23 protein-coding genes are annotated in these 20,076 nt (G+C 60.8%); all 23 read left to right on the top strand.

The window, feature by feature from the left end; genetic code table 11:
- Window positions 1–13: 13 nt before the first annotated feature.
- A complete protein-coding gene (locus AB4Y71_RS10445; protein ID WP_441720232.1) occupies window positions 14–505 on the top strand; it encodes a hypothetical protein in 492 nt (163 codons plus the stop codon).
- On the top strand, window positions 506–2,326 hold the full coding sequence (locus AB4Y71_RS10440) for a hypothetical protein (RefSeq protein WP_441720230.1): 1,821 nt from the start codon (window positions 506–508) through the stop codon (window positions 2,324–2,326).
- Between the two features lie 696 nt (window positions 2,327–3,022).
- Window positions 3,023–3,379 carry a hypothetical protein gene (locus AB4Y71_RS10435; RefSeq protein ID WP_441720227.1) on the top strand — a complete coding sequence of 119 codons (357 nt, stop codon included), beginning with the start codon at window positions 3,023–3,025 and terminating at the stop codon, window positions 3,377–3,379.
- Window positions 3,380–3,453: 74 nt separating this feature from the next.
- Window positions 3,454–3,588 (top strand): hypothetical protein, encoded by a 135-nt coding sequence (locus AB4Y71_RS10430; protein ID WP_441720224.1) that lies wholly within the window; start codon window positions 3,454–3,456, stop codon window positions 3,586–3,588.
- Window positions 3,589–3,590: 2 nt separating this feature from the next.
- Window positions 3,591–4,529 (top strand): hypothetical protein, encoded by a 939-nt coding sequence (locus AB4Y71_RS10425; protein ID WP_441720223.1) that lies wholly within the window; start codon window positions 3,591–3,593, stop codon window positions 4,527–4,529.
- Between the two features lie 12 nt (window positions 4,530–4,541).
- A complete protein-coding gene (locus tag AB4Y71_RS10420) occupies window positions 4,542–4,787 on the top strand; it encodes a hypothetical protein (protein WP_441720221.1) in 246 nt (81 codons plus the stop codon).
- A gap of 442 nt (window positions 4,788–5,229) precedes the next feature.
- Entirely contained in the window at window positions 5,230–5,709 is a 480-nt protein-coding gene (locus AB4Y71_RS10415) for a hypothetical protein (protein WP_441720218.1), read from the top strand.
- A 665-nt stretch (window positions 5,710–6,374) separates the two neighbouring features.
- A complete protein-coding gene (locus AB4Y71_RS10410; RefSeq protein WP_441720215.1) occupies window positions 6,375–6,524 on the top strand; it encodes a hypothetical protein in 150 nt (49 codons plus the stop codon).
- A 304-nt stretch (window positions 6,525–6,828) separates the two neighbouring features.
- Window positions 6,829–7,200, top strand: a complete 372-nt coding sequence (locus tag AB4Y71_RS10405) for a DUF948 domain-containing protein (RefSeq protein WP_134780098.1) — start codon at window positions 6,829–6,831, stop codon at window positions 7,198–7,200.
- Window positions 7,201–7,280: 80 nt separating this feature from the next.
- Window positions 7,281–7,490 carry a hypothetical protein gene (locus AB4Y71_RS10400; RefSeq protein ID WP_013349075.1) on the top strand — a complete coding sequence of 70 codons (210 nt, stop codon included), beginning with the start codon at window positions 7,281–7,283 and terminating at the stop codon, window positions 7,488–7,490.
- Window positions 7,491–7,509: 19 nt separating this feature from the next.
- Window positions 7,510–10,200 (top strand): alanine--tRNA ligase, encoded by a 2,691-nt coding sequence (gene alaS / locus AB4Y71_RS10395; RefSeq protein ID WP_441720212.1) that lies wholly within the window; start codon window positions 7,510–7,512, stop codon window positions 10,198–10,200.
- A complete protein-coding gene (gene ruvX, locus AB4Y71_RS10390) occupies window positions 10,193–10,666 on the top strand; it encodes a Holliday junction resolvase RuvX (protein WP_013349073.1) in 474 nt (157 codons plus the stop codon). Before alaS ends, ruvX begins: the two co-directional genes overlap by 8 nt.
- Before the next feature lie 45 nt (window positions 10,667–10,711).
- On the top strand, window positions 10,712–12,157 hold the full coding sequence (gene mltG / locus AB4Y71_RS10385; protein ID WP_441720592.1) for an endolytic transglycosylase MltG: 1,446 nt from the start codon (window positions 10,712–10,714) through the stop codon (window positions 12,155–12,157).
- Between the two features lie 71 nt (window positions 12,158–12,228).
- Window positions 12,229–13,068 (top strand): shikimate dehydrogenase family protein, encoded by an 840-nt coding sequence (locus AB4Y71_RS10380; RefSeq protein ID WP_441720209.1) that lies wholly within the window; start codon window positions 12,229–12,231, stop codon window positions 13,066–13,068.
- A gap of 29 nt (window positions 13,069–13,097) precedes the next feature.
- On the top strand, window positions 13,098–14,297 hold the full coding sequence (gene aroC / locus AB4Y71_RS10375) for a chorismate synthase (protein WP_441679513.1): 1,200 nt from the start codon (window positions 13,098–13,100) through the stop codon (window positions 14,295–14,297).
- Window positions 14,298–14,310: 13 nt separating this feature from the next.
- Complete coding sequence (locus AB4Y71_RS10370) at window positions 14,311–14,799, top strand: shikimate kinase (protein WP_134780103.1); 489 nt, start codon at window positions 14,311–14,313, stop codon at window positions 14,797–14,799.
- 79 nt (window positions 14,800–14,878) lie between these two features.
- Window positions 14,879–15,970, top strand: coding sequence for a 3-dehydroquinate synthase (gene aroB, locus AB4Y71_RS10365; RefSeq protein WP_441720206.1), 1,092 nt, complete (start codon window positions 14,879–14,881; stop codon window positions 15,968–15,970).
- Between the two features lie 4 nt (window positions 15,971–15,974).
- Complete coding sequence (locus AB4Y71_RS10360; RefSeq protein WP_102597597.1) at window positions 15,975–16,505, top strand: tetratricopeptide repeat protein; 531 nt, start codon at window positions 15,975–15,977, stop codon at window positions 16,503–16,505.
- Window positions 16,506–16,630: 125 nt separating this feature from the next.
- Window positions 16,631–17,191, top strand: a complete 561-nt coding sequence (gene efp / locus AB4Y71_RS10355; protein ID WP_102597598.1) for an elongation factor P — start codon at window positions 16,631–16,633, stop codon at window positions 17,189–17,191.
- Window positions 17,191–17,601, top strand: coding sequence for a transcription antitermination factor NusB (gene nusB / locus AB4Y71_RS10350; protein WP_013349065.1), 411 nt, complete (start codon window positions 17,191–17,193; stop codon window positions 17,599–17,601). Before efp ends, nusB begins: the two co-directional genes overlap by 1 nt.
- A 283-nt stretch (window positions 17,602–17,884) precedes the next feature.
- A complete protein-coding gene (locus AB4Y71_RS10345) occupies window positions 17,885–18,274 on the top strand; it encodes a mycothiol transferase (RefSeq protein ID WP_441720591.1) in 390 nt (129 codons plus the stop codon).
- A gap of 264 nt (window positions 18,275–18,538) precedes the next feature.
- Window positions 18,539–19,108: a bifunctional pyr operon transcriptional regulator/uracil phosphoribosyltransferase PyrR gene (gene pyrR / locus AB4Y71_RS10340; protein ID WP_013349062.1), complete on the top strand. Its 570-nt coding sequence runs from the start codon at window positions 18,539–18,541 to the stop codon at window positions 19,106–19,108.
- Window positions 19,105–20,067 (top strand): aspartate carbamoyltransferase catalytic subunit, encoded by a 963-nt coding sequence (locus tag AB4Y71_RS10335; protein WP_013349061.1) that lies wholly within the window; start codon window positions 19,105–19,107, stop codon window positions 20,065–20,067. Before pyrR ends, AB4Y71_RS10335 begins: the two co-directional genes overlap by 4 nt.
- Window positions 20,068–20,076 lie beyond the last annotated feature (9 nt).

Genomic DNA, 20,076 nt, shown 5'->3' with positions numbered 1-20,076 from the left:
TTAAGGGGGTTCCATGGCACCGGTCAGTGGAAACGTCAAAGACGCTCTAGGTATCACGATGGGCAACAGGCAGATCCTGCTCGTTTTCACACCGAATCAGATGATGGTGCAGGCCTCGTCTACGACCCCGGGAACGATCCACCCACCGGCCGAAATCAGAATAACGCCAGCGTCGAATGGGGATTTCCTTGCGGACCTGGTGGCGACAACGGTGATGCTGCCGGACTGCTGGTACACGCTGCGCGCCGAATGGGTAGACGGTAAAAGCCCGGACATTGATTTTCCGGGATGGCGAATCCGGGTTCCTTCAGCTGGCGGCACCTTGGACCAGCTCATAGATAACGCCGGCGGGGTATCTGGCGGTGGTGGTGGAGGAACTAACCAGAAGCTCTGGTGGGTGTCCCTGACCGAGCCACAACAGAAATCGAACCTGTGGCTGAAACAGAACCCTAATGATCCTGATGACCCGGCGAACACCGGCAAAGTGTATGAATGGAGGCCCTAAATGACATGGGTGGAGATCGGTGACGTTGAAGGGAAGACCGGGCCGCAGGGTCCCAAGGGCGCTACGGGGGATATGAACCCGCAGATCGACCGGCGTCTGGATGCGATGGAGGAAGCCGCGACCGAGCAGGGGACCCGGCTGGAGAACGGGATCATGGACCCGAAACCAGCGGATGCCGCCACGACCTGGCTGGGCGGCAACGTCACCTTGTCCACCGCGCCGGGACCGTGGGGCCGCGCCATTGCGGAAGGTGGCGCAGGCACCTCGATCTACCCGTTGGCCACCCTGGATAATGATGCATCGTCCAAACCGTATGTGGATCCCGGGCAGAACGTGTCCTCCCGCGTGGAGGTCCGGGCGATGCCGACGCAGAAGATGTCCGCAACACTCAACCTTCGCGGTTGGAAATGGGATGGTACCGCGTTCGTCAACGCGGTCACCTTGGCAACCTCTGGCCAGCTGCATATCGAACCAGACCAGGTCCTCACCTTTGAGTGTGCTGGGGTGGTACCCACGGATGGCGCCGTCTCGCATATCGACATCATGATCACCTTCCGACGGTTCGGGCTCACCTATCCGGAAGCCGGGGACTTCATCTACTTCCGCAAGGCCGCTCTCTATTCGGGTCCGAATGCGGTGCTGCCGGTGGAGTACATCGATGGGGATTCGGAGAACGCGTTCTGGACCGGGGACCCGTCCAAGTCGGCTTCGATTCGTCTGGTGCCACGGGAGATAACCGCGGGGCAGGCCGCTGACCGGCACAGTGTCCTGGCGATGCGGGAGCGGCGCCGGCACGCGGGCATCGTGGGGGTGGGGAACCGGAAGGTGGCCTCGTTCCGGTTCGACCACCATCTGCTGGACTTTGCCGGCAAGGTGCTGCCGCTGTTGGAGAAGTACGGCATCCCCTGGTCGAATGCGATGAACGCCGACAACTTCGGGATCGGCGATGACACGCTCACCCCCACCGAGCTGCAGGATCATGCGATCCGCACCGGGGGGCAGGTATGGAACCATGGCGGAAATCACCTGGACGCCACGGGGAACGCCGCGATCACCGATCAGATCGTCGGCTCACGTGACAGGCTGGCCGTGGCCATGCCACGCATCCCTGTCACCGGCTGGTCGCCGCCGGGGCTGGCGGCTGGCGGGTATGACGGCTTCTCCGGCTTTGATCAGTACTCGCAGTACACCGATACCTACGCGGGGCAGATCACCATGGCGAATCACGGCATGCTGGAAGGGTACATTCCCGGAATCTACCGGTCCTTGGACGGGGGTAACCCCGTAGGGGTTTCGCACGTGACCCTGGATCAGCGGTCGCTGGCATCGTTCCAAGACGATGTGTCGGCACTGCCGGCAGGTCATGGCCTGCGGTTCATGCTGCACCCCAACTACCTGGACCAGGCCGGTTACCTCTCGACTACGGATTTTGAGGCGATGCTCGCTCACGTAGCCGGGCTGCGGGACGCTGGCCAGCTGGAGATCCTGTCTCCTGCGGGATTGTGCTTCGCCCAGGCGGGCACCGAGTACCGACCGTTGCTCATGAGCGGTGTCGGAGCGTTGGGGACGGCCATCCAGCTCTCGCGGATGGCGGAGACTCTAGGCGGCACCAGGATGCTGGAGGTCACCTTCGATGGGACCGGCAGCGCGACGGTGTCGATCTCCGGGACAGGGCAGCCCATCTCGAAGTCGGTCACGCTGGCTGGCGGAACGAGCAAGGTGTTCGTCCCGTTCACGATCCCGCTGGATGCCGCGTCCCTAACTCCGACTGTGTCGGTCACGGGTGCGACGGTCGCCGATGCCAAGATCTACACGGTGTAGCAAGCTCTGCTGTATTGACGCACCGCCCACGGAGGCACTTTTTCTATGCCTTCCGTGGGCGTGATCGGGATTCGAGGGAACAACTCATCTCAACCAATGCGTGTGAAATAGCCTTGATTCCCAATTCGTTCGCTGGAAACTCAAAACGTTCTCTAGGTACTTCTCGAGCTGGAGGTGCTCCAGCCTTCAGAAGCTTGTCGTGGAGTGCTAGAGCCTTCGTGCCATACCTGGCTTGCCATCGAGCGACTGTGCCGTTATGGAAAGCCATGGCAGGTCCATTGAGATCATCCCAATCGGATTCCGTAAAGTTCGGTTGGGCATCGTTTCTACTGTCGAGCCAGTGGAGAATATCCTCGCTCAAATTGCAACTTTCTTTGGATAGCAGAGCCCGATGGCTGTTGAGGCCCGGCAACGGCCACCTAAAAGCAGAGCCGCAGATGATCAATAATCCAGCTACTCCCGTAATGGCAGCTACCATGACCCACGTCATACTACCTGGCTGGAGCCAGTTTCCGAATATGCCCAAGGAGAGCCCAAACAAGGCTCCACCTAACGTTGCATAAATCTGTTTCCCTCTATCTTCCATTCTCTGACTCTAGCGTCAACTTGGACCTTTCCTAATATTCCAAATTCACCCTCTATGTTCCTTCCGAAAGGACCCCATGCCCATCCCACTCTCGCCGAAGGGTGTCGCCCATGCCTGATTGGCTCCCAAACCTTATCGTCACGATCATCATCATCCTGGCGGGGGCACTAGCTTGGCTGATCAAAGTCGCGTGGCCTGTCGCTCGAAAGCTGAGCCACTTCGTTGATGACGTAGTGGGCGAACCAGACCGACCGGGTGTTCCCGGCAGGCCGGGACTCATGGTGCGTGTGGCCCACATTGAGCACGAGGTAAAAACCAACCACGGATCTAGCCTCAAAGACGCGGTGAAGCGGGTCGAAGAAAAGCAGTCAAAGCAGGGCGAGCAACTTGATGTCCAGTCGGACAAGATCGCCGAACTGCACGAACGCTACACACAACCCAAAGACCACAAAACACCAACCGAATAGCCCAACCCGAATACCAAGCCTTGACCAATCCGGTCAGGGCTTTTCTTATACCTAAAACCGGAAAGGAACGCACCATGTCTGACCGTAACCCGATGGAAGCCATCGACCAGGACGACTACGAAGACCCGAACCCCGAAGAGATCACCGACCCGAACCACCCGGACTACGTCGCCCCGGCCAAGGGCATCAAGCCACTAGGAGGCAAGTAAGCATGGCGATCTACAACGGATACACCGGCGCGAAGTCCTGCACCAAGGGGCCAGCTGAGGGCGCACTCGGTGCCATGGCCTGGTTCCTGGCCAAGTACAAGGAGCTCGGCGGCCGCAACTCCGGCATCTACAACTGCCGGCCAGTGCGCGGATCCAATAGCACCACCTCGTTGCATGGCGAAGGCCGTGCCATGGACTTCGGCCTGCGATGGTACGACAAGATCGAAATCTTCGAAGAGTTCGCCGAGCAGCTGCGACTGAACTCCAAGGAGCTCGGCATTCAGTGCATCATCTTCAACCGCAAGATCTTCTCCGGCGGATACAAGAACAAGGGCTGGTATAACTACACCGGCGTGAACCCGCACACCGACCACCTGCACGTGGAGTTCTCCTGGTCGGCTGCACGCCGCGACAAGGACGACACCATCGAGCTGTGGGAGCGCGAGCTGGGCGGAAAACTGACCGGCAAGCCTGTCCCGGTCCAGTCGCGTCCGAAAGTCAAGGACCAGTCGCCGACCAACGTTCCAAACGGTTCCACGAACTTCCCGGACAACTACGCCGATCTGAAGATCAACGGCAACTTCCTGTCCTGGGAGGTCGGTGCGCTGCAGATCCTGCTGGAGAACGTCGTGAACGGCCTCAACAAGCAGTGGGACGGCAAGTTCGAGAAGCTCACCATCACCGACACCATGACGCTGATGCAACGCAACGGCTACTACCTCAAGACCCCGTTCACTGCCCGCGGTGTCAAGAAGGGCACCCCGCTGAAGAAGGACGGCGCCGACGGTTACTGGTTCTGGGTCGAGTTCCAGCGCATGCTGGCCGACGACCTGGGCCACCGCGGCAAGGTCTACTACGACACCCGCAAGTGGCGCCTGGACGGCAAGCCGTTGAAGGAAACCGGCAAGGCCATCCAGCGCTGGCTCAACGACAACAACTAAGGAGGCCCAGCTATGGGCAAGTACGAAGCAAAAGGTAGCGGGCTCAGCGACCCGGCAACCCGCAAACGCATCTACACGGTGGCGCTGGTGATCTTCGGCGTGATCGTCGCCGCTGCTATCACCTTTGGGTTCATCACCAAAGACCAGGTGACCGAATTCATCGCACTGCTCGGCTGGGCGGTAGCCGCCCTTGCCGGCGTAGCAGGTTTGCTGCAGGCGGCGTTGGCGAAGAAGAACGTCGAACCACCCAACGAGTAGAAACTGAACTGCCCCATCTTCATGCGAAGGTGGGGCAGTTTTGGCGATTCTAGCAATATAGACAAAATTTGTAGTCCGCACACAGGTCGATCAGGCATGATATAACCATGGCAAGCTCAAACGTAGTAAAGTCTCAGGTGCTAAAAGTTGCTGACCTGGCACTAACCTCTAATCCAATCATGGACACGCACTTCGAAGATTGCATTATGCAGGGGCCTGCTGTCATCACTTTTATAGGTGAGACGGGTATCTTCTCGTCGGGTTTCGAGGGTGAACTTAAGGACGTACTTTGGGAAGTGCATGCAGGCCGGTCAACTATCGTAGGGGCTGTAGGATTCGCAAATTGCGTTTTCACCAGGTGCCAGTTCAGGAACATCGGGGTCGCGGGCGATAAAGAATTCATGGAGTCGTTTGCAGGGCTAATGTCGGGAGGCAAAGAATCATGAGCGTATTGGACGTGTCAATGGCAGACATTCCACGCCATACCCACCTCCGAGGAAGTGGGGTTACTGTGCATACGACGGCAGAATCTGATCAGCAAGATCTCAGGATTTCCTCTACACCGGCAAAGATTTACACAGACGGATTAGCCGGAGTGGCGGTTTCTCTAACTGAAGTGTCTGGTATGTTTGTTGCCCGTTCCCTCATCGACACCAGTGGTCTAATGCAAGCTGCGGTTCGGGGCGCAGTAGAAGTTGTTGCTGGCGCCAACCAGAGAGTCAGGAGCGCTGATATGTTGGGGCAGGTGAAATTGCCCTCGCTGACACTGCGAGAAAAAGTATCGCTATTTTTTGATAGCGCATCGTCTGTTCTGACTTTAGGGTCCGAAAAGCCCACGAAATCAACAGAGGAAGAAACAGCGAAGCGAATTGCAAGGCGTCGTGAAAGTTACCGACGTTATACTCACGGGCGTGAGAGCTAGCATTGAAACGCACTCACGATCAGCAGATGGAATACGAAACAATGGTTCACGACCAAGCGATCGAGAACCGTCGTTGGGACTATTGGATGCGCGGCCAGATATGGGCGGGATGTATTTCATCCGTGGCTATTGGAGGTAGTGTCCTATCACTATTCTTTGGAGCGTCCGGCGTCGCAGTTACGATAATAAGTGCTGAATTCGTGGCACTCATTGCTTTGTTCCTTCGTAAACAAGGAAAAAAGGATTAGCCGAATTCCGCCCCATCCTCATTGCGAGGGTGGGGCAGTTTTCTGCGTTAAGGCACAATTAGTTTATGACTGAACGGGATCCGCGTTTCGAGTGTATGAGCCGGTACGAACCGAGGCGCAGACCTTACGTGCAAGTTACCTGTCCAGACCTAGGGAAGTACCATGCGCGGGTTATTGGCTGGATCCCAGGGGAAGTGTTCATTGAGTATCCGATCAAGATTCTCGACTACGTGACCACCGGGCAACTCGAAGTCGCATGGATACCGACCGACACCGCCATACGCATACGACGGTCGGACAGCATCTGGCTCTCAAACGAAGACGACCACGACTGGCACCAAGTCGAAGACGAGAGAATCAAATACCGGGCAGACCCATGGACCGTCTACCAACAAGAAGCCCGATAGAATTCGCCTTGTGGAAGTAACAGTGAATTACCTGCAGGACGGCGTGCCCGGCGCCGTGGCAGTCATCGGCGATGACTACGAAACAGCCCGAGACCAAGCATTCGATTTAGTGCCCGAAGGGGCCGTGCGTCTCAGCATCATGGTGGATCGGGAGCGGTAGGGGAGTTGTGGCGGTTCTGTGGCGGTTGGCCTGCAGTAGACCATTGATTCAGGCTTGAAATGACTGTACTGAGACAATTCCGACCACCTGAGGAAATCAAGGTTCTGCCCCGGATTTCCGCATCAATGCAGGCCACAGCACCTATACCTCTTAATACGTGTCGGACTACGCACGCTAAATCCGTGCGCTAGTTCCAAGCCCGCAACCGTTATCCGGTTGCGGGCTTGTCGCTTAACTACCTAAATCGGCTTTGACTTCGATAAGGTGGACTGGCACCAAAAACCCATAGCAGAAGAGGAAGCACATGTCGGGTTCGGATATTGCAGGGCTCATCGCCGCCGCCGCGTTTGTCGTACTAGTTGTGCTGCTGGCAGTGCCGATCATCAAGTTGGGCAAGGTGTTCGACGAGCTGCGCAAATCGATCAAGGACCTGGCCGACGGAACTACTCCGTTGATCGGCGAAGTCGCCAACACCGTGGCGACCACCAACGACCAGCTCAAGAAGGTCGATGTCATCACGAACAACGTTTCTGACACCACCGCGAATGTTTCCGCGCTGTCCTCGCTGGTAGCCGCTACCGTGGGCAAGCCGCTGATCAAGGTGGCTGCCTTCACCGAAGGCGTGAAGGTCGCGATGAACACCAAGCCAAGCGGCAAGGCTCGCCGTAGCCGCTAAGGACGCAACGCTGTTTGATCGAACACGTATCGGCGCGCTGAATAGGATGCGGCCAACTGCTGGCCGCCAAGGAGACTAGAATGAAAAAGCTCTTGTGGGTTTCGATTGGAGTGGGCGTTGGTGTGCTCGCGTCCAAGAAATACGCTGAAGTTTCATCCGGGGCGGCACTGAACCGCCAGGTCGGCAAGTTCACCGACCGTGCCTCGGAATACTGGGAGGCCTTCCATCAGGGAATGACCGCCCGCGAAGAAGAATTACGTTCCGCCTTGGGCGTGGACGCCGCTAAGTGAAGGGATCATCCGTAACACGATGAAAACGCAGGAAATTGCCCGTCGGTGGGTCGACTTTTTCGTCTCGAAGGGCCATACGGCGGTACCCAGTGCCTCGCTAGTTTCGGCCGACCCTTCGCTGTTGTTCACGGTGGCCGGCATGGTCCCGTTCATCCCTTACCTCACCGCGCGTGAAGAAGCCCCGTACTCGCGGGCGACCTCCGTGCAGAAGTGCATCCGCACCGGAGATATCGAAGAGGTGGGCAAGACCGCCCGCCACGGCACCTTCTTCCAGATGTGCGGCAACTTCTCCTTCGGCGATTACTTCAAGAAGGAAGCCATCCACTTCGCTTGGGAGCTGCTGACCAGCTCGCTGGAAGATGGCGGCTACGGCTTGGACAAGGAACGCCTGTGGGTCACCGTCTACGAAGACGGCGACGAGAAGGACACCGAAGCCCGCCGCATCTGGGAAGACGAGATCGGCATGCCTGCCGAGCGCGTAGTAGGCACCGGCAAGGAAGACAACTACTGGAACACCGGCCAGCCTGGCCCAGGTGGCCCATGCTCCGAGATCTACTACGACCGCGGCCCGGCCTACGGCATGGAAGGCGGCCCAGCGGTCGACGAAACCCGCTACGTGGAGATCTGGAACCTCGTGTTCATGCAGTACCGCCTCTCGGCAGTACGCTCCAAGACCGACTTCGATGTGGCTGGCGAACTGCCAAAGCGCAACATCGATACCGGTCTGGGCCTGGAACGCCTGGCCATGATCCTGCAGGGCGTGGAGAACATGTACGAGACCGACCAGGTCCGTCCGGTACTCGACAAGGCCGCAGAACTGGCTTCCGTCACCTACACCTCCACCGAAGATCCAGCTGACCCGAACCACGCCACCGACGTGCGCCTGCGCATGATCGCCGACCACATCCGCTCCTCGCTGATGCTGATCTCCGATCAGGTCACCCCGGGCAACGAAGGCCGCGGCTACGTGCTGCGCCGCCTGATCCGCCGCGCCGTTCGCGCCATGCGCCTGATGGGTGTGGACTCCGAAGTGCTCCCAGAGCTGCTTCCGGTCTCCCGCGACGCAATGAAGGGCGTCTACCCTGAAGTCGAGGCCGACTTCGATCGCATCGCCCGCATCGCCTACGCCGAGGAGCGCGCTTTCCGCCGCACCATCGCTTCGGGCACCACCCGCCTTGACGAGGCCCTGGGCCACGCCAAGGAAGAGGGCAAGAACCTCTCGGGCGACGACGCGTTCGCCCTGCACGACACCTACGGCTTCCCGATCGACCTCACCTTGGAGATCGCTGCGGAAGCTGGCCTGTCCGTTGACGAGCCGCGCTTCCGCGAGCTGATGAACGAGCAGCGCACGCGTGCCCAGAAGGACGCGAAGGCCAAGAAGGCCGGCCACGCCGACCTGTCGGTGTACAACAAGCTGGCCGAGGCCGGCAACGTGCACTTCACCGGCTACGACACCCTCGAAGGCGAATCCTCGATCCGCGGCATCATCCGCGACGGCCAGCTTGTGCCATTCGCCGAGCAGGGCCAGGAAATCGACCTGGTGCTCAACGAAACCCCGTTCTACGCCGAGTCCGGCGGCCAGGCAGGCGACAGCGGCCTGATCACCGGTGACGGCTTTGTCCTGGAAGTTACCGACGTGCAGGCCCCGGTCAGAGGCCTGAACGTGCACAAGGTCATCGTGCACGAAGGCGAACTGCCTGCTGAAGCACTGGTGCGCACCCAGGTTGACGCCATGCGCCGCCGCTCCGGGGAACAGGCGCACTCCGCCACCCACCTGGTGCACGCCGCACTGCGCGAACTGCTTGGCCCAACGGCCACCCAGGCTGGCTCCTTCAACAAGGCCGGCTACCTGCGCTTCGACTTCTCCTGGGCTGAGGCGCTCTCCGCCGCGGCACGCAGCGAAGTTGAAGAGGTCGTGAACCTCGCAATCACCTCGAACTACCAGGTCGTCACCAACGAGATGGCCCTGTCCGAGGCGAAAAAGCTGGGCGCAATGAGCCTGTTCGGCGAGAAGTACTCCAACGACGTGCGCGTGGTGGAGATGAACGGCGATTGGTCGCGCGAGCTGTGCGGCGGTACCCACGTGGACACCACCGCCCGCATCGGCCAGCTGACCTTGCTCTCCGAAGCATCGGTCGGTTCGGGCAACCGCCGCGTCGAAGCCCTGGTGGGCATGGAAGCATTCCGCCACGGAGCCGCCGAGCGTGCGCTGGTTTCCGAGCTCTCGGGCCTCTTCCGCGTTCCTTCCAGCCAGGTTTCCGAGCGTGTGAACGACACCGTTGCCAAGCTGAAAGCCGCAGAGAAGCAGATCGCCGAGCTCAAGAGCCAGGCCATGCTCGCCCAGTCCGCAGCCCTGCTGGAGAAGGTCGTCACCATCGGCTCCACCCGGCTGCTGGCGCACAATGCCGGTGCGATCGACTCGGCTGATGCCTTGCGCACCATGGCACTGGACCTGCGCGGCAAGCTGGGTTCGGAAGCTGCGGTCATCGTGCTGATCGGCGTGGCCAACGGCCGTCCGCTGGTACTGGCAGTGACCAACGACGAGGCCCGCGCCAACGGCTTCAAGGCCGGCGCACTGGTGCGCACCGCAACCGGCGTGCTTGGCGGCGGTGGCGGCGGCAAGGACGATATGGCCCAGGGCGGTGGCCAGGACGCATCGAAGATCGATGACGCACTGGCTGCGATCCAGGCGGCACTGGCCAATGGCTAATGTTGCACTCGGCGTCGACGTGGGCCTGGCCCGCGTCGGCGTCGCCGCATCCGATCCCTCCGGGATTCTGGCCACCCCGGTCATGACCCTGCGTCGGGATGTCAAGAAGAACTCGGATCGCCGCATGCTCTTGCGCATCATTGCCGACCGCGGCGTCACCGAGGTATTCGTGGGGGAGCCCAAATCCCTGGCCGGAAACTCGACTGAATCCACTAAAATGGCACGTGACTACGCAATTGCCTTGGCGGAAGAAGCTGCAAGCGCTAATATCGAGCTTGAGGTTTTCATGGTCGACGAACGCCTGAGCACCGTGAACGCGCACCGCGCGCTGCACGCCTCGGGCAAGAAGATGGAAGACCACCGCAAGGTGGTAGACCAGGTCGCAGCCACGGAGATTCTGCAGCAAGTGCTGGAAATGCGGCGTAACAACGTTCGCGTACAAGCCAGCCGGATTGTGCTGCGCTAGCCCACCAGGGCTGGAACACCACACCGACCTGAGAAACGAGAGTTGATGCGAGAAGAAGCCCGCCATGATCGGCAACGCGAAACGCATCGCGCGCTATATGATCGCTTTGCCGCCGGCACTGGCTTTCAAATCGAACAACCCTCTGAACCGGAAGTGACCGGCAGCGAAGACTTCACTCAAACTCTTGCTGCCTCCACGGACCCGGCACACGCACCGGTAGCTGCGGACGGGGAAGGAACCGATACCGGATTCCTCCCCGCCCAGCCCGATGCCCCAACCCTGGACGAGCCCGGCCACCACAAGCCGGAACCCGAGTACCCAGCGGAGCACGACGCCGCCGATGAGCAATACGCGCAGGCCGCACCCGCTGGCCTGCTGGGCCAGGAAGCTGATGCGCAGAACCTCGATCCGCACAAGGCCAAGCGGCGCAAGCGCACCAAGCGCAGGCGCAACCTGGTCATGCTGGCCACCGTGCTTATCTTCGCGTTGGTCGTCACCGGCTCGGCGTACTTCCTCAAATCAGTACTCAAGCAGTTCAACCCCGATGACTACCCGGGTCCAGGCGGAGCTGCCGTGGAATTCACGGTGGAAGACGGCTGGGGCGTGAATATCATTTCGCGCAAGCTCGAAGAGCTGGACGTGGTCGCCAGCGACAAGCTGTTCTCCGATGCCGTATCAGACTCGGACTCCGAAAATAAGCTGATCCACCCGGGCACCTACCTGCTCAAGAAGCAGATGCCAGCGGCCGAGGCCGCCTCGGCTCTCATCGACCAGCGTCCGGACAAGGTCTTCTACATCGGGCTGAAAGCCAATATGCGCCTTGAAGCCGCGATCGCCGAGATCGCCAAGGGCTCCGGGCTCAAGGAGAAGGAACTGACCGCACTGGCCAACAAGCCGGAAAAGTTCGACCTGCCTGGCTCCGTACCCAACCTTGAAGGCTGGCTGCACCCAGGGGAGTACCGCTTCAAGCTGAACACCAGCGCCGAAGAGGTCCTTTCCACACTGGTCAAGTCCACCAAGGCATCCTTGGAACAGTCCAGCATCACCGACCTGGACGAGGGCTACCGGATCTTGAAGGTCGCCTCGATCCTGCAGGCCGAGGCGCGGACCCCGGACTACGCCACGGTGGCCGGCGCGATCGAAAACCGGTTGAACCCTAATAACAAGGAAACCCACGGCCTGCTGCAGGTCGATTCCTCGGTAATCTACGGTCTGGGGCGCTACTCGCTGCAGTTCAGCCCCGAAGAGAAGGCCGACGCGTCCAATAAGTACAACACCTACGAGCATGCAGGACTGCCACCGACCCCATTGGGTTCGCCGGCAAACGCAGCTATCGAAGCCGCAGCGCATCCCGAAGACAACGACTACTACTACTGGGTGACGGTTAATATCGAAACCGGTGAAACGAAGTTCGCTTCGAACTACCAGGAGCATCTGCGCAACCAGGCCGAATTCCGTGCCTGGTGCGACCAGAACCCGGATGTCTGCTAGCGCCGATTCGATGTGCCTGGCAGTTCTCTTCCCAGCGTGCGGCTAACCAACAGCAGAAAGTGCAAGACTTCATGAAGCAGGCAGCAGTCCTGGGCCACCCCATCAGCCATTCCAAATCGCCGGTACTGCACCGGGCGGCTTACCAGCTGCTCGGAGCACCCATCAGCTACAGCGCGATCGATATGGAACCTGGCCAGGCTAAGGCCCATGCCCGTTCCCTGCGCGACGGAAACTGGGTCGGCTGCTCGGTCACCATGCCGCTGAAGGATGCCTTCGTCCCGCACATGGATGAGCTTTCGGCCCGGGTCCAGCGCCTGGGTGCGCTGAACACCATCGTGGCGCGCGAAGACGGCACGCTCTATGGGGAGAACACCGACATCGACGGCCTGGTCCAGGCCCTGGCCGATTTCGGGCTCACCGGCAGCACCCAGGCGATGATCCTCGGGTCGGGCAATACCGCACTGGCTGCCATCGAGGCCGCCGCAGAGTTGGGTGTAAAGGAACTGACGCTGATCGTGCGCTCCGCTTCACGCGCCACCTACGCCGTTCAATTGGCTAAGGCGCTGGGCCTGCAAACCAGCGTCCGCGAAATTTCTTCCATCGACACAGCCATGGCCTCCACGCTAGGTGCCATGCCGCTGGTGTTTTCCACCTTGCCGCCGCGTGCCGCCGACGCATGGGTGGAAAAAATCGGTGCCGGAAGCGGAATCCTGCTGGATGTCGCCTACGATCCGTGGCCTTCGGCCTTGGCACAAGTCTGGGGCGGAACGGTGATTTCCGGACTGCACATGCTGGTGCACCAAGCGGTGGAACAGGTCCGGTTATTTGCCTCCGGCAGCTGGGATGAATCACGTCGCATGGACGTCACAAATGCGATGTATGACTCTTTGGGTCTGGCCCGACACCAGTAATTACTTCGTGTCATGGCAAAATAGATGACATGTTGCGTTGGTTGACCGCGGGCGAATCGCATGGCCCGGCACTCGTTGGAATTCTTGAAGGACTACCCGCCGGAGTATCGGTGGATAGCGAAGCAGTGCGGGAGGCACTGGCACGTCGTCGTCTGGGCTATGGCCGCGGCGCACGCATGAAGTTTGAAAAGGACCAGGTGACCTTCCTTGGCGGTGTCCGCCATGGCAAGACCCAGGGCGGTCCGGTAGCCATCGAAATCGGCAACACCGAATGGCCTAAGTGGGAACGCGTCATGAACGCGGACCCGGTGGATCTCGATGAGCTCGCCTCGATGGCACGCAATGCTCCGCTGACCCGTCCGCGTCCAGGACATGCCGACTTCACCGGCATGCAGAAGTACGGCTTCGAGGACGCCCGTCCGATCCTGGAACGCGCCAGCGCCCGTGAAACTGCAGCCCGCGTCGCCTTGGGCACCGTGGCCTCGCGGTTCCTGAACGACCTGGGCATCGAACTGGTTTCGCACACCACCGCCGTAGGCGCTGTCGCCGCACCGGCTGACGCGCCGATCCCTGCCGCGGCCGACGTTGCCGCCTTGGATGCCGATCCGCTGCGCTGCTTCCACAAGGAAACCAGCGAAGCCATGGTTGCCGAAGTCGACGATGCGCATAAGGCAGGGGAGACCCTGGGCGGTGTCGTTGAGGTTCTGGCCTACAACCTGCCTCCGGGCATCGGCTCCTACGTGCATTGGGATCGCCGCTTGGACGCACGCCTGGCCGCAGCCCTGATGGGCATTCAGGCCATCAAGGGCGTAGAAGTCGGCGACGGTTTCGCTACCGCCGCCCGCCGCGGTTCGGCGGCGCACGATGAGATCGTGCACGCCGAAGATGGCAGCATCAAGCGCAATTCCAATCGTGCTGGCGGCATCGAAGGCGGCATGAGCATCGGCGAGGTGCTGCGCGTACGCGCAGGCATGAAGCCGATCGCCACCGTTCCACGTGCCCTGCGTACCGTGGATACCGCCACCGGCGAAGACACCACCGCGCACCACCAGCGTTCGGATGTCTGTGCGGTGCCAGCAGCTGGCGTCGTGGCTGAAGCCATGGTCGCGCTGGTGCTGGCCCAGTCACTGCTGGAGAAGTTCGGCGGTGACTCGGTGGCTGAAACCAAGCGCAACATTGACTCCTACCTGGCGAACATCCCGGGCAACCTGGGTTCGACCGGCGTCTAGAAAGCGCGCTGCAATGATCTACCTCATTGGTCCGATGGCCAGTGGCAAGTCCACCGTGGGCAAGTCACTGGCCTCGGCCCTTTCTACCAGCTTTGCAGATTCTGATGCGACGATCGTGGCCCATCACGGCACCATCGCCCAGATCTTTGCCGAGCACGGCGAAGCGCATTTCCGCGATCTTGAAGTCCAAGCGCTGTGCCGGCTGCGCACCGGAGTGGTTGCCACTGGCGGAGGCGCAGTGCTGCGTGAAGAGAACCAGCAGCTGCTCTCACGCGGCACGGTGATCTATCTGGAGCTGGGAGAGGCGGCCGCCGCCGAACGCATCAAGGGCGATGGGCACCGCCCGCTGCTGGCAGGTGACGAAGCGCTCAATAGCTGGATCGCAGTTTATGAAAAACGTCGCGCCATCTACGAAATGCTTGCTGACGTGCATGTTATCGTCGACGGAAAGTCCGTTCTGCAAATTGTCGAAGAAGTTTTGGGGCAGTTGGACCAGCTGTGATTAGCCTCACGAGATGCAACTTCTGGCCAAGCTCGCGCGTACGCTAGACAGATCAGCACCATCAGGAGGAACTAGACTGATGCCTATCGCACCGACCACTATGAAGGTCACCGGAAGCACCCCAGGGGAGTCATACCCTGTTTTGGTTGGCAACGGCCTCTTAGGCCAATTGCCCGAACTGCTTGGCCCAGCGGTCAAGAAAGTCCTAGTAATCCACCCCCGGGCATTGCGCGCCACCGGCGACGTCGTGCGCGACGAACTGGCAAAGTCCGGACTTGAAGCGCTCACCGCAGAAATTCCGGATGCTGAAGAAGGCAAGCACATCCAGGTTGCCTCCTTCTGCTGGGAAGTGCTGGGCAAGAACGACTTCACCCGCTCCGACGCCGTGATCTCCGTCGGCGGCGGCGCTGTCACCGACCTTGCAGGCTTCGTTGCGGCCACCTGGCTGCGCGGCGTGAAGGTCATCCACATCCCCACCTCGCTGCTGGCCATGGTCGACGCTGCCGTCGGCGGCAAGACCGGCATCAACACCGCAGAAGGCAAGAACCTGGTAGGCGCATTCCACCCGCCAGCTGCCGTGCTCGCCGACATGGACGCACTGGCCACCTTGCCGAAGAACGAACTGGTCACCGGCATGGCCGAAGTGATCAAATGCGGCTTCATTGCCGACGAGCGCATCTTGGAACTGATCGAGGAAGATCCGCAAGATGCCATCAACCCAACCAGCGACCGCCTGCGCGAACTGGTTGAACGCACCATCGCCGTGAAGGTCGAGGTGGTCTCCCACGACCTGAAGGAAGCTGGCGACCGCGAATTCCTGAACTACGGGCATACCTTGGCTCACGCCATTGAGCTGTCCGAGCGCTACCAGATGCGACACGGCGCGGCCGTATCCATCGGCCTGGCGTTCGCCGCTGAATTGGGCCGCTCGGTGGGCTATACCTCCGATGCGGTGGCCGATCGCCACGTGGCGATCCTCAAGTCCCTGGGCTTGCCAACCACTTACCGCAATGACCGCTGGTCAGCTCTGCTTGATGGAATGAAGCGCGATAAGAAGGCCCGCGGCAACCAGCTGCGCTTCGTCGTGCTCGAAGACATCGGCAAGCCCCGCATCTACGAAGTCCCCGATAATTCGCTGCTCTTCGCCGCCTACCAGGAAATCGGGGAGTAATTCCATGGTTGACTACACCGCATACGCCATTGACGTCGCATCGGTAAACCGCGAAGGCGTCGGCACGTCGGTTGACGGCGTGCTGATCGATCCGCAGACCCTGAAGCCATACATCGCCGATGAGGCAGCAGCCGAGCGCCAGCTGCAGGTCGGTTCCCCAACTGACCAGGTGATGGTCCTGCTGGCCCGCGGAGATTTGGCCAAGGCCGGCGAGCTGATCGCTGAATCACGTTTCGTGGAGCCGACCAACGCGCACCTGCGCGTGCTGGACACCGAGTTGACCCGCATGCAAGGTGACTTTGATCGCGCGATCAACCGCCTGCGCAAGCTGGCCGAGGAATTCGCCGGAACCGCATACGAGCCGCTGATGCACCACCACGCTGGCCTCTCCTTCTTCGCGAAGGGCGATTTCAAGGCCGCAGCGACCCGTTTCCGCAAGGCAATGGAGCTGCGCATCGCATTGGATGATGACGCGTACCTGATCAACGCGGCAAGCACCTGCTTGGAAATTGCCGAGGAACGCGCAGCGCAGTAACGCGCAGCGCAGTAACGCGCACCACCGTGCAGAACCCTGACAGCATCATGGCGTGTAGGGTAAACTTGTAGATGGATTTTTGATAATGCCGGCGCTAGCTGGCGAAAATAGAGGATTGAGGAACCGTGGCGGATACAACTGACATCAAGAATGGACAGGTCATCAAGATCGATGGCCAGCTTTGGACCATCATTGACTTCCAGCACGTCAAGCCAGGCAAGGGCGGCGCATTCGTTCGCACCAAGATGCGCAACGTCATGTCCGGCAAGGTCTTGGACAAGACCTACAACGCTGGCACCAAGATCGAGTTGGCAACCGTCGACCGCCGCGATTACCAGTACCTCTACCAGGATGGCGAAGACTACGTCTTCATGAACCTGGAAGACTACGACCAGCTCACCGTTAGCGGCACCACCGTTGGCGACGCAGCGGGCTTCCTGCTGGAGAACCAGGAACTGACCATCGCAATGTACGATGGCAGCCCACTGTACCTGGAGCTTCCAGCTTCGGTCATCCTGGAAATCACCTACACCGAGCCAGGCCTGCAGGGTGACCGCTCGTCGGCCGGCACCAAGCCAGCAACCCTGGAAACTGGCAAGGAAATCCAGGTTCCACTGTTCGTTGAGCAGAACACCAAGGTCAAGGTTGACACCCGTACCGGCGATTACCTGGGTCGTGTCAACTAGTGAGAGCACGCGCCAAAGCCCGTCGTCGAGCCCTGGAATTCCTGTTTGAGGCTGAAGCTCGCGATGTTAATCCGCTGGCTGTAGCCATTTCGCGACGGGAAAACTCGGACATCGTACTCAACGAGTACTCGCTGACGATCATCGAAGGCGTCATGGCCCATTTGGACCGCATTGACGAAGTTCTCGAAAGCTACGTCAAGGACTGGACCATCGAGCGCATGCCAGCGGTTGACCGCAGCGCACTGCGCATCGGTGTCTGGGAGCTGCTGTACAACGATGACGTTCCCGATGCAGTAGCCGTGGCAGAAGCCGTGGTGAACGTCCGGGAGCTGTCCACCGATGAATCTCCAGAGTTCGTCAATGGCGTTTTGGGTCGCATCCAGAGCGTCAAGGACACCCTGGTCGACTAATTCGATCCTCTTCATTCCGAGCCTGGGCCGGAACCCCTTTACGGGGTTCCGGCCCAGGCTTTTTTGCGCTCCGGCATTGCCCTGCGCTGGCGCAGCGGTAATGATGGCTGGATGAACCAGGTGCCTGAACGCTGGAGCGAATCCGTACTAGTTCCCGACATGTGGCTGGACCCCGCCCAGGATCCCCGAGAAGCGGGCGAAGCCGATCCGGTGGGGGAACGGGCCACCTGCCAGCGCTTTCTGCGCGACTACCGGCTGACCATCGAGCTCAAATGCCCAGGGGCTGGACGCGCGGCAACTGGCGGAACGATCGGTCCCTCCCTCGACGCTCAGTCTGCTGGGGTTGCTGCGCCATCTGGGCGAAGTGGAGCGGGACTGGCGCAACTGGATCAGCCAGGGCGAGCCCGAAGGCAGGATTTACGGCCCGCCGGGCTCGGATTTCGACATCGAGCGACCCGATGACGCCCAGGTCTCCCAAGCGCTTGTGGTGCTGCATCGCGAGCAGCAGGCCACCGACCTGCTCCTTGAGGCGTTCGAGGACCTCGGCCAGCGCGTTGGGCGGGAGCAGGTCGTGGTACGCGAGCTGATGGTCCACCGCATCGAGGAGTACGCCCGGCACGGCGGGCATGCCGATCTGCTGCGCGAATGCCTCAACGGGCGCGTGGGCCAATAGCGGCGCATCAAACCCGCGAATACGCCACATTGCAGATGTGTCGATCGCAACAGCAACGAGCCTGCTGCCGGGGAGTATGGCGGGAAGTGCATGGTTCTGCCGATGGTGGCGGTCGGCCAATGAATACTTGTGAGCGATCCCACTGGCTATTCAGTGCCATGCATAGGTTTCCGCTAGGGAATCGGCTCGCGCTCGTGCTAATTTTAGATAGCAACATTCCTTTAAATCCCGTCCCGTGAGGCGGAGAAGGGAGAGGTGCACAGCATGGATGAAAATTCAGTGCCAGATGCCGCCCGCACGGTACTTACCGGCGAAGACATCGAACGTGTACTCACTCGCGTAGCCTTCGAAATTATCGAAGCCAACAAGGGCACCGACGACCTGGTGCTGCTGGGCATTCCCAGCCGCGGATACCCGCTGGCTCAACGTCTGGCAGCGCGCATCGCAGCCACCGCCCCCGGCGATCTGGATCCTGCAACTCTCGTAGGGCAGCTGGACATCACCATGTACCGCGACGATCTGCGCCACTCCACCACCCGCACCCCGGCTCCAACACGCCTGCCTGCTGGCGGGATCGACGGCAAAGTCGTCGTGCTCGTGGACGACGTCTTGTACTCCGGACGGACCATTCGCGCCGCACTGGACGCCCTGGCAGACTGGGGCCGCCCACGCATCGTGCGCCTGGCCGTGCTGGTTGACCGCGGTCACCGCGAACTGCCGATCCGCGCCGATCACGTAGGCAAGAACCTGCCGACCGCGAAAAGCGAAAAGGTCCGCGTGCACGTGGCAGAAATCGACGGAAAAAACGAAGTAGTAATCGAGGGCGCCTCGTGAAACACCTGCTGTCCACCGCGGATTTGAGCCGCGAAGAAGCCATCGGAATCCTCGATATCGCCGAACAGATGCGCGAATCGGGAACCCGTGCCATCAAGAAGCTTCCAGCTTTGCGCGGACGCACCGTGGTGAACCTCTTCTTCGAGGACTCCACCCGCACCCGCATTTCCTTCGAAGCGGCCGCCAAGCGCCTGAGCGCCGACGTCATCAACTTCTCCGCCAAGGGCTCGAGCGTGTCCAAGGGCGAATCGCTGAAGGACACCGCCCAGACCCTGCTGGCCATCGGAGCCGACGCGGTAGTCATCCGCCACCCGGACTCCGGCGCACCTGCACGCCTGGCAGCCACCGACTGGATCGGCCTGCCGATCGTCAACGCCGGGGATGGCACCCACGAACACCCCACCCAGGCGCTGCTGGACGCATTCACCCTGCGCCGCCAAGTGGCCCTGCGCGAGGGAACCAGCCCGGTAGGCCGCGGCTTGGACGGGCTGAAGGTCGCGATCGTCGGAGATATCCTGCATTCGCGCGTGGCCCGCTCCAACCTGTGGCTGCTGAACACCCTGGGCGCTGAAGTGACCATGGTCGCCCCGCCGACCCTGCTGCCTTTCGGCGCGCAATCCTGGCCATGCACTATCAGCTACGACCTGGACGCAGTCATCGCGTCGGGCATCGACGCGCTGATGATGCTGCGTGTGCAGGGCGAGCGCATGAACGCCGCGTACTTCCCGAACCCCCGCGAATACTCGCGCTACTGGGGACTGGACGATGCACGCCTGGCGCAGTTGGACGCCTCGGGCGCCGAAACCCTGATCATGCACCCGGGCCCGATGAACCGCGGCCTGGAAATCTCCTCGGCAGCCGCCGACTCGCCGCGATCCACCGTGCTCGACCAAGTCACCAACGGCGTGGCCGTGCGCATGGCCAGCCTCTACATGCTCCTCTCCGGCGACCTGATCTGAAGGAAGAAC

The sequence above is a fragment of the Glutamicibacter sp. MCAF14 genome (genome assembly GCF_052114325.1).
In the GTDB taxonomy this organism is placed as follows: Bacteria; Actinomycetota; Actinomycetes; order Actinomycetales; family Micrococcaceae; genus Glutamicibacter; species Glutamicibacter arilaitensis.
Note: the sequence above shows the minus strand (reverse complement) of the source record. Positions and strands in the feature narration are given on the sequence as shown.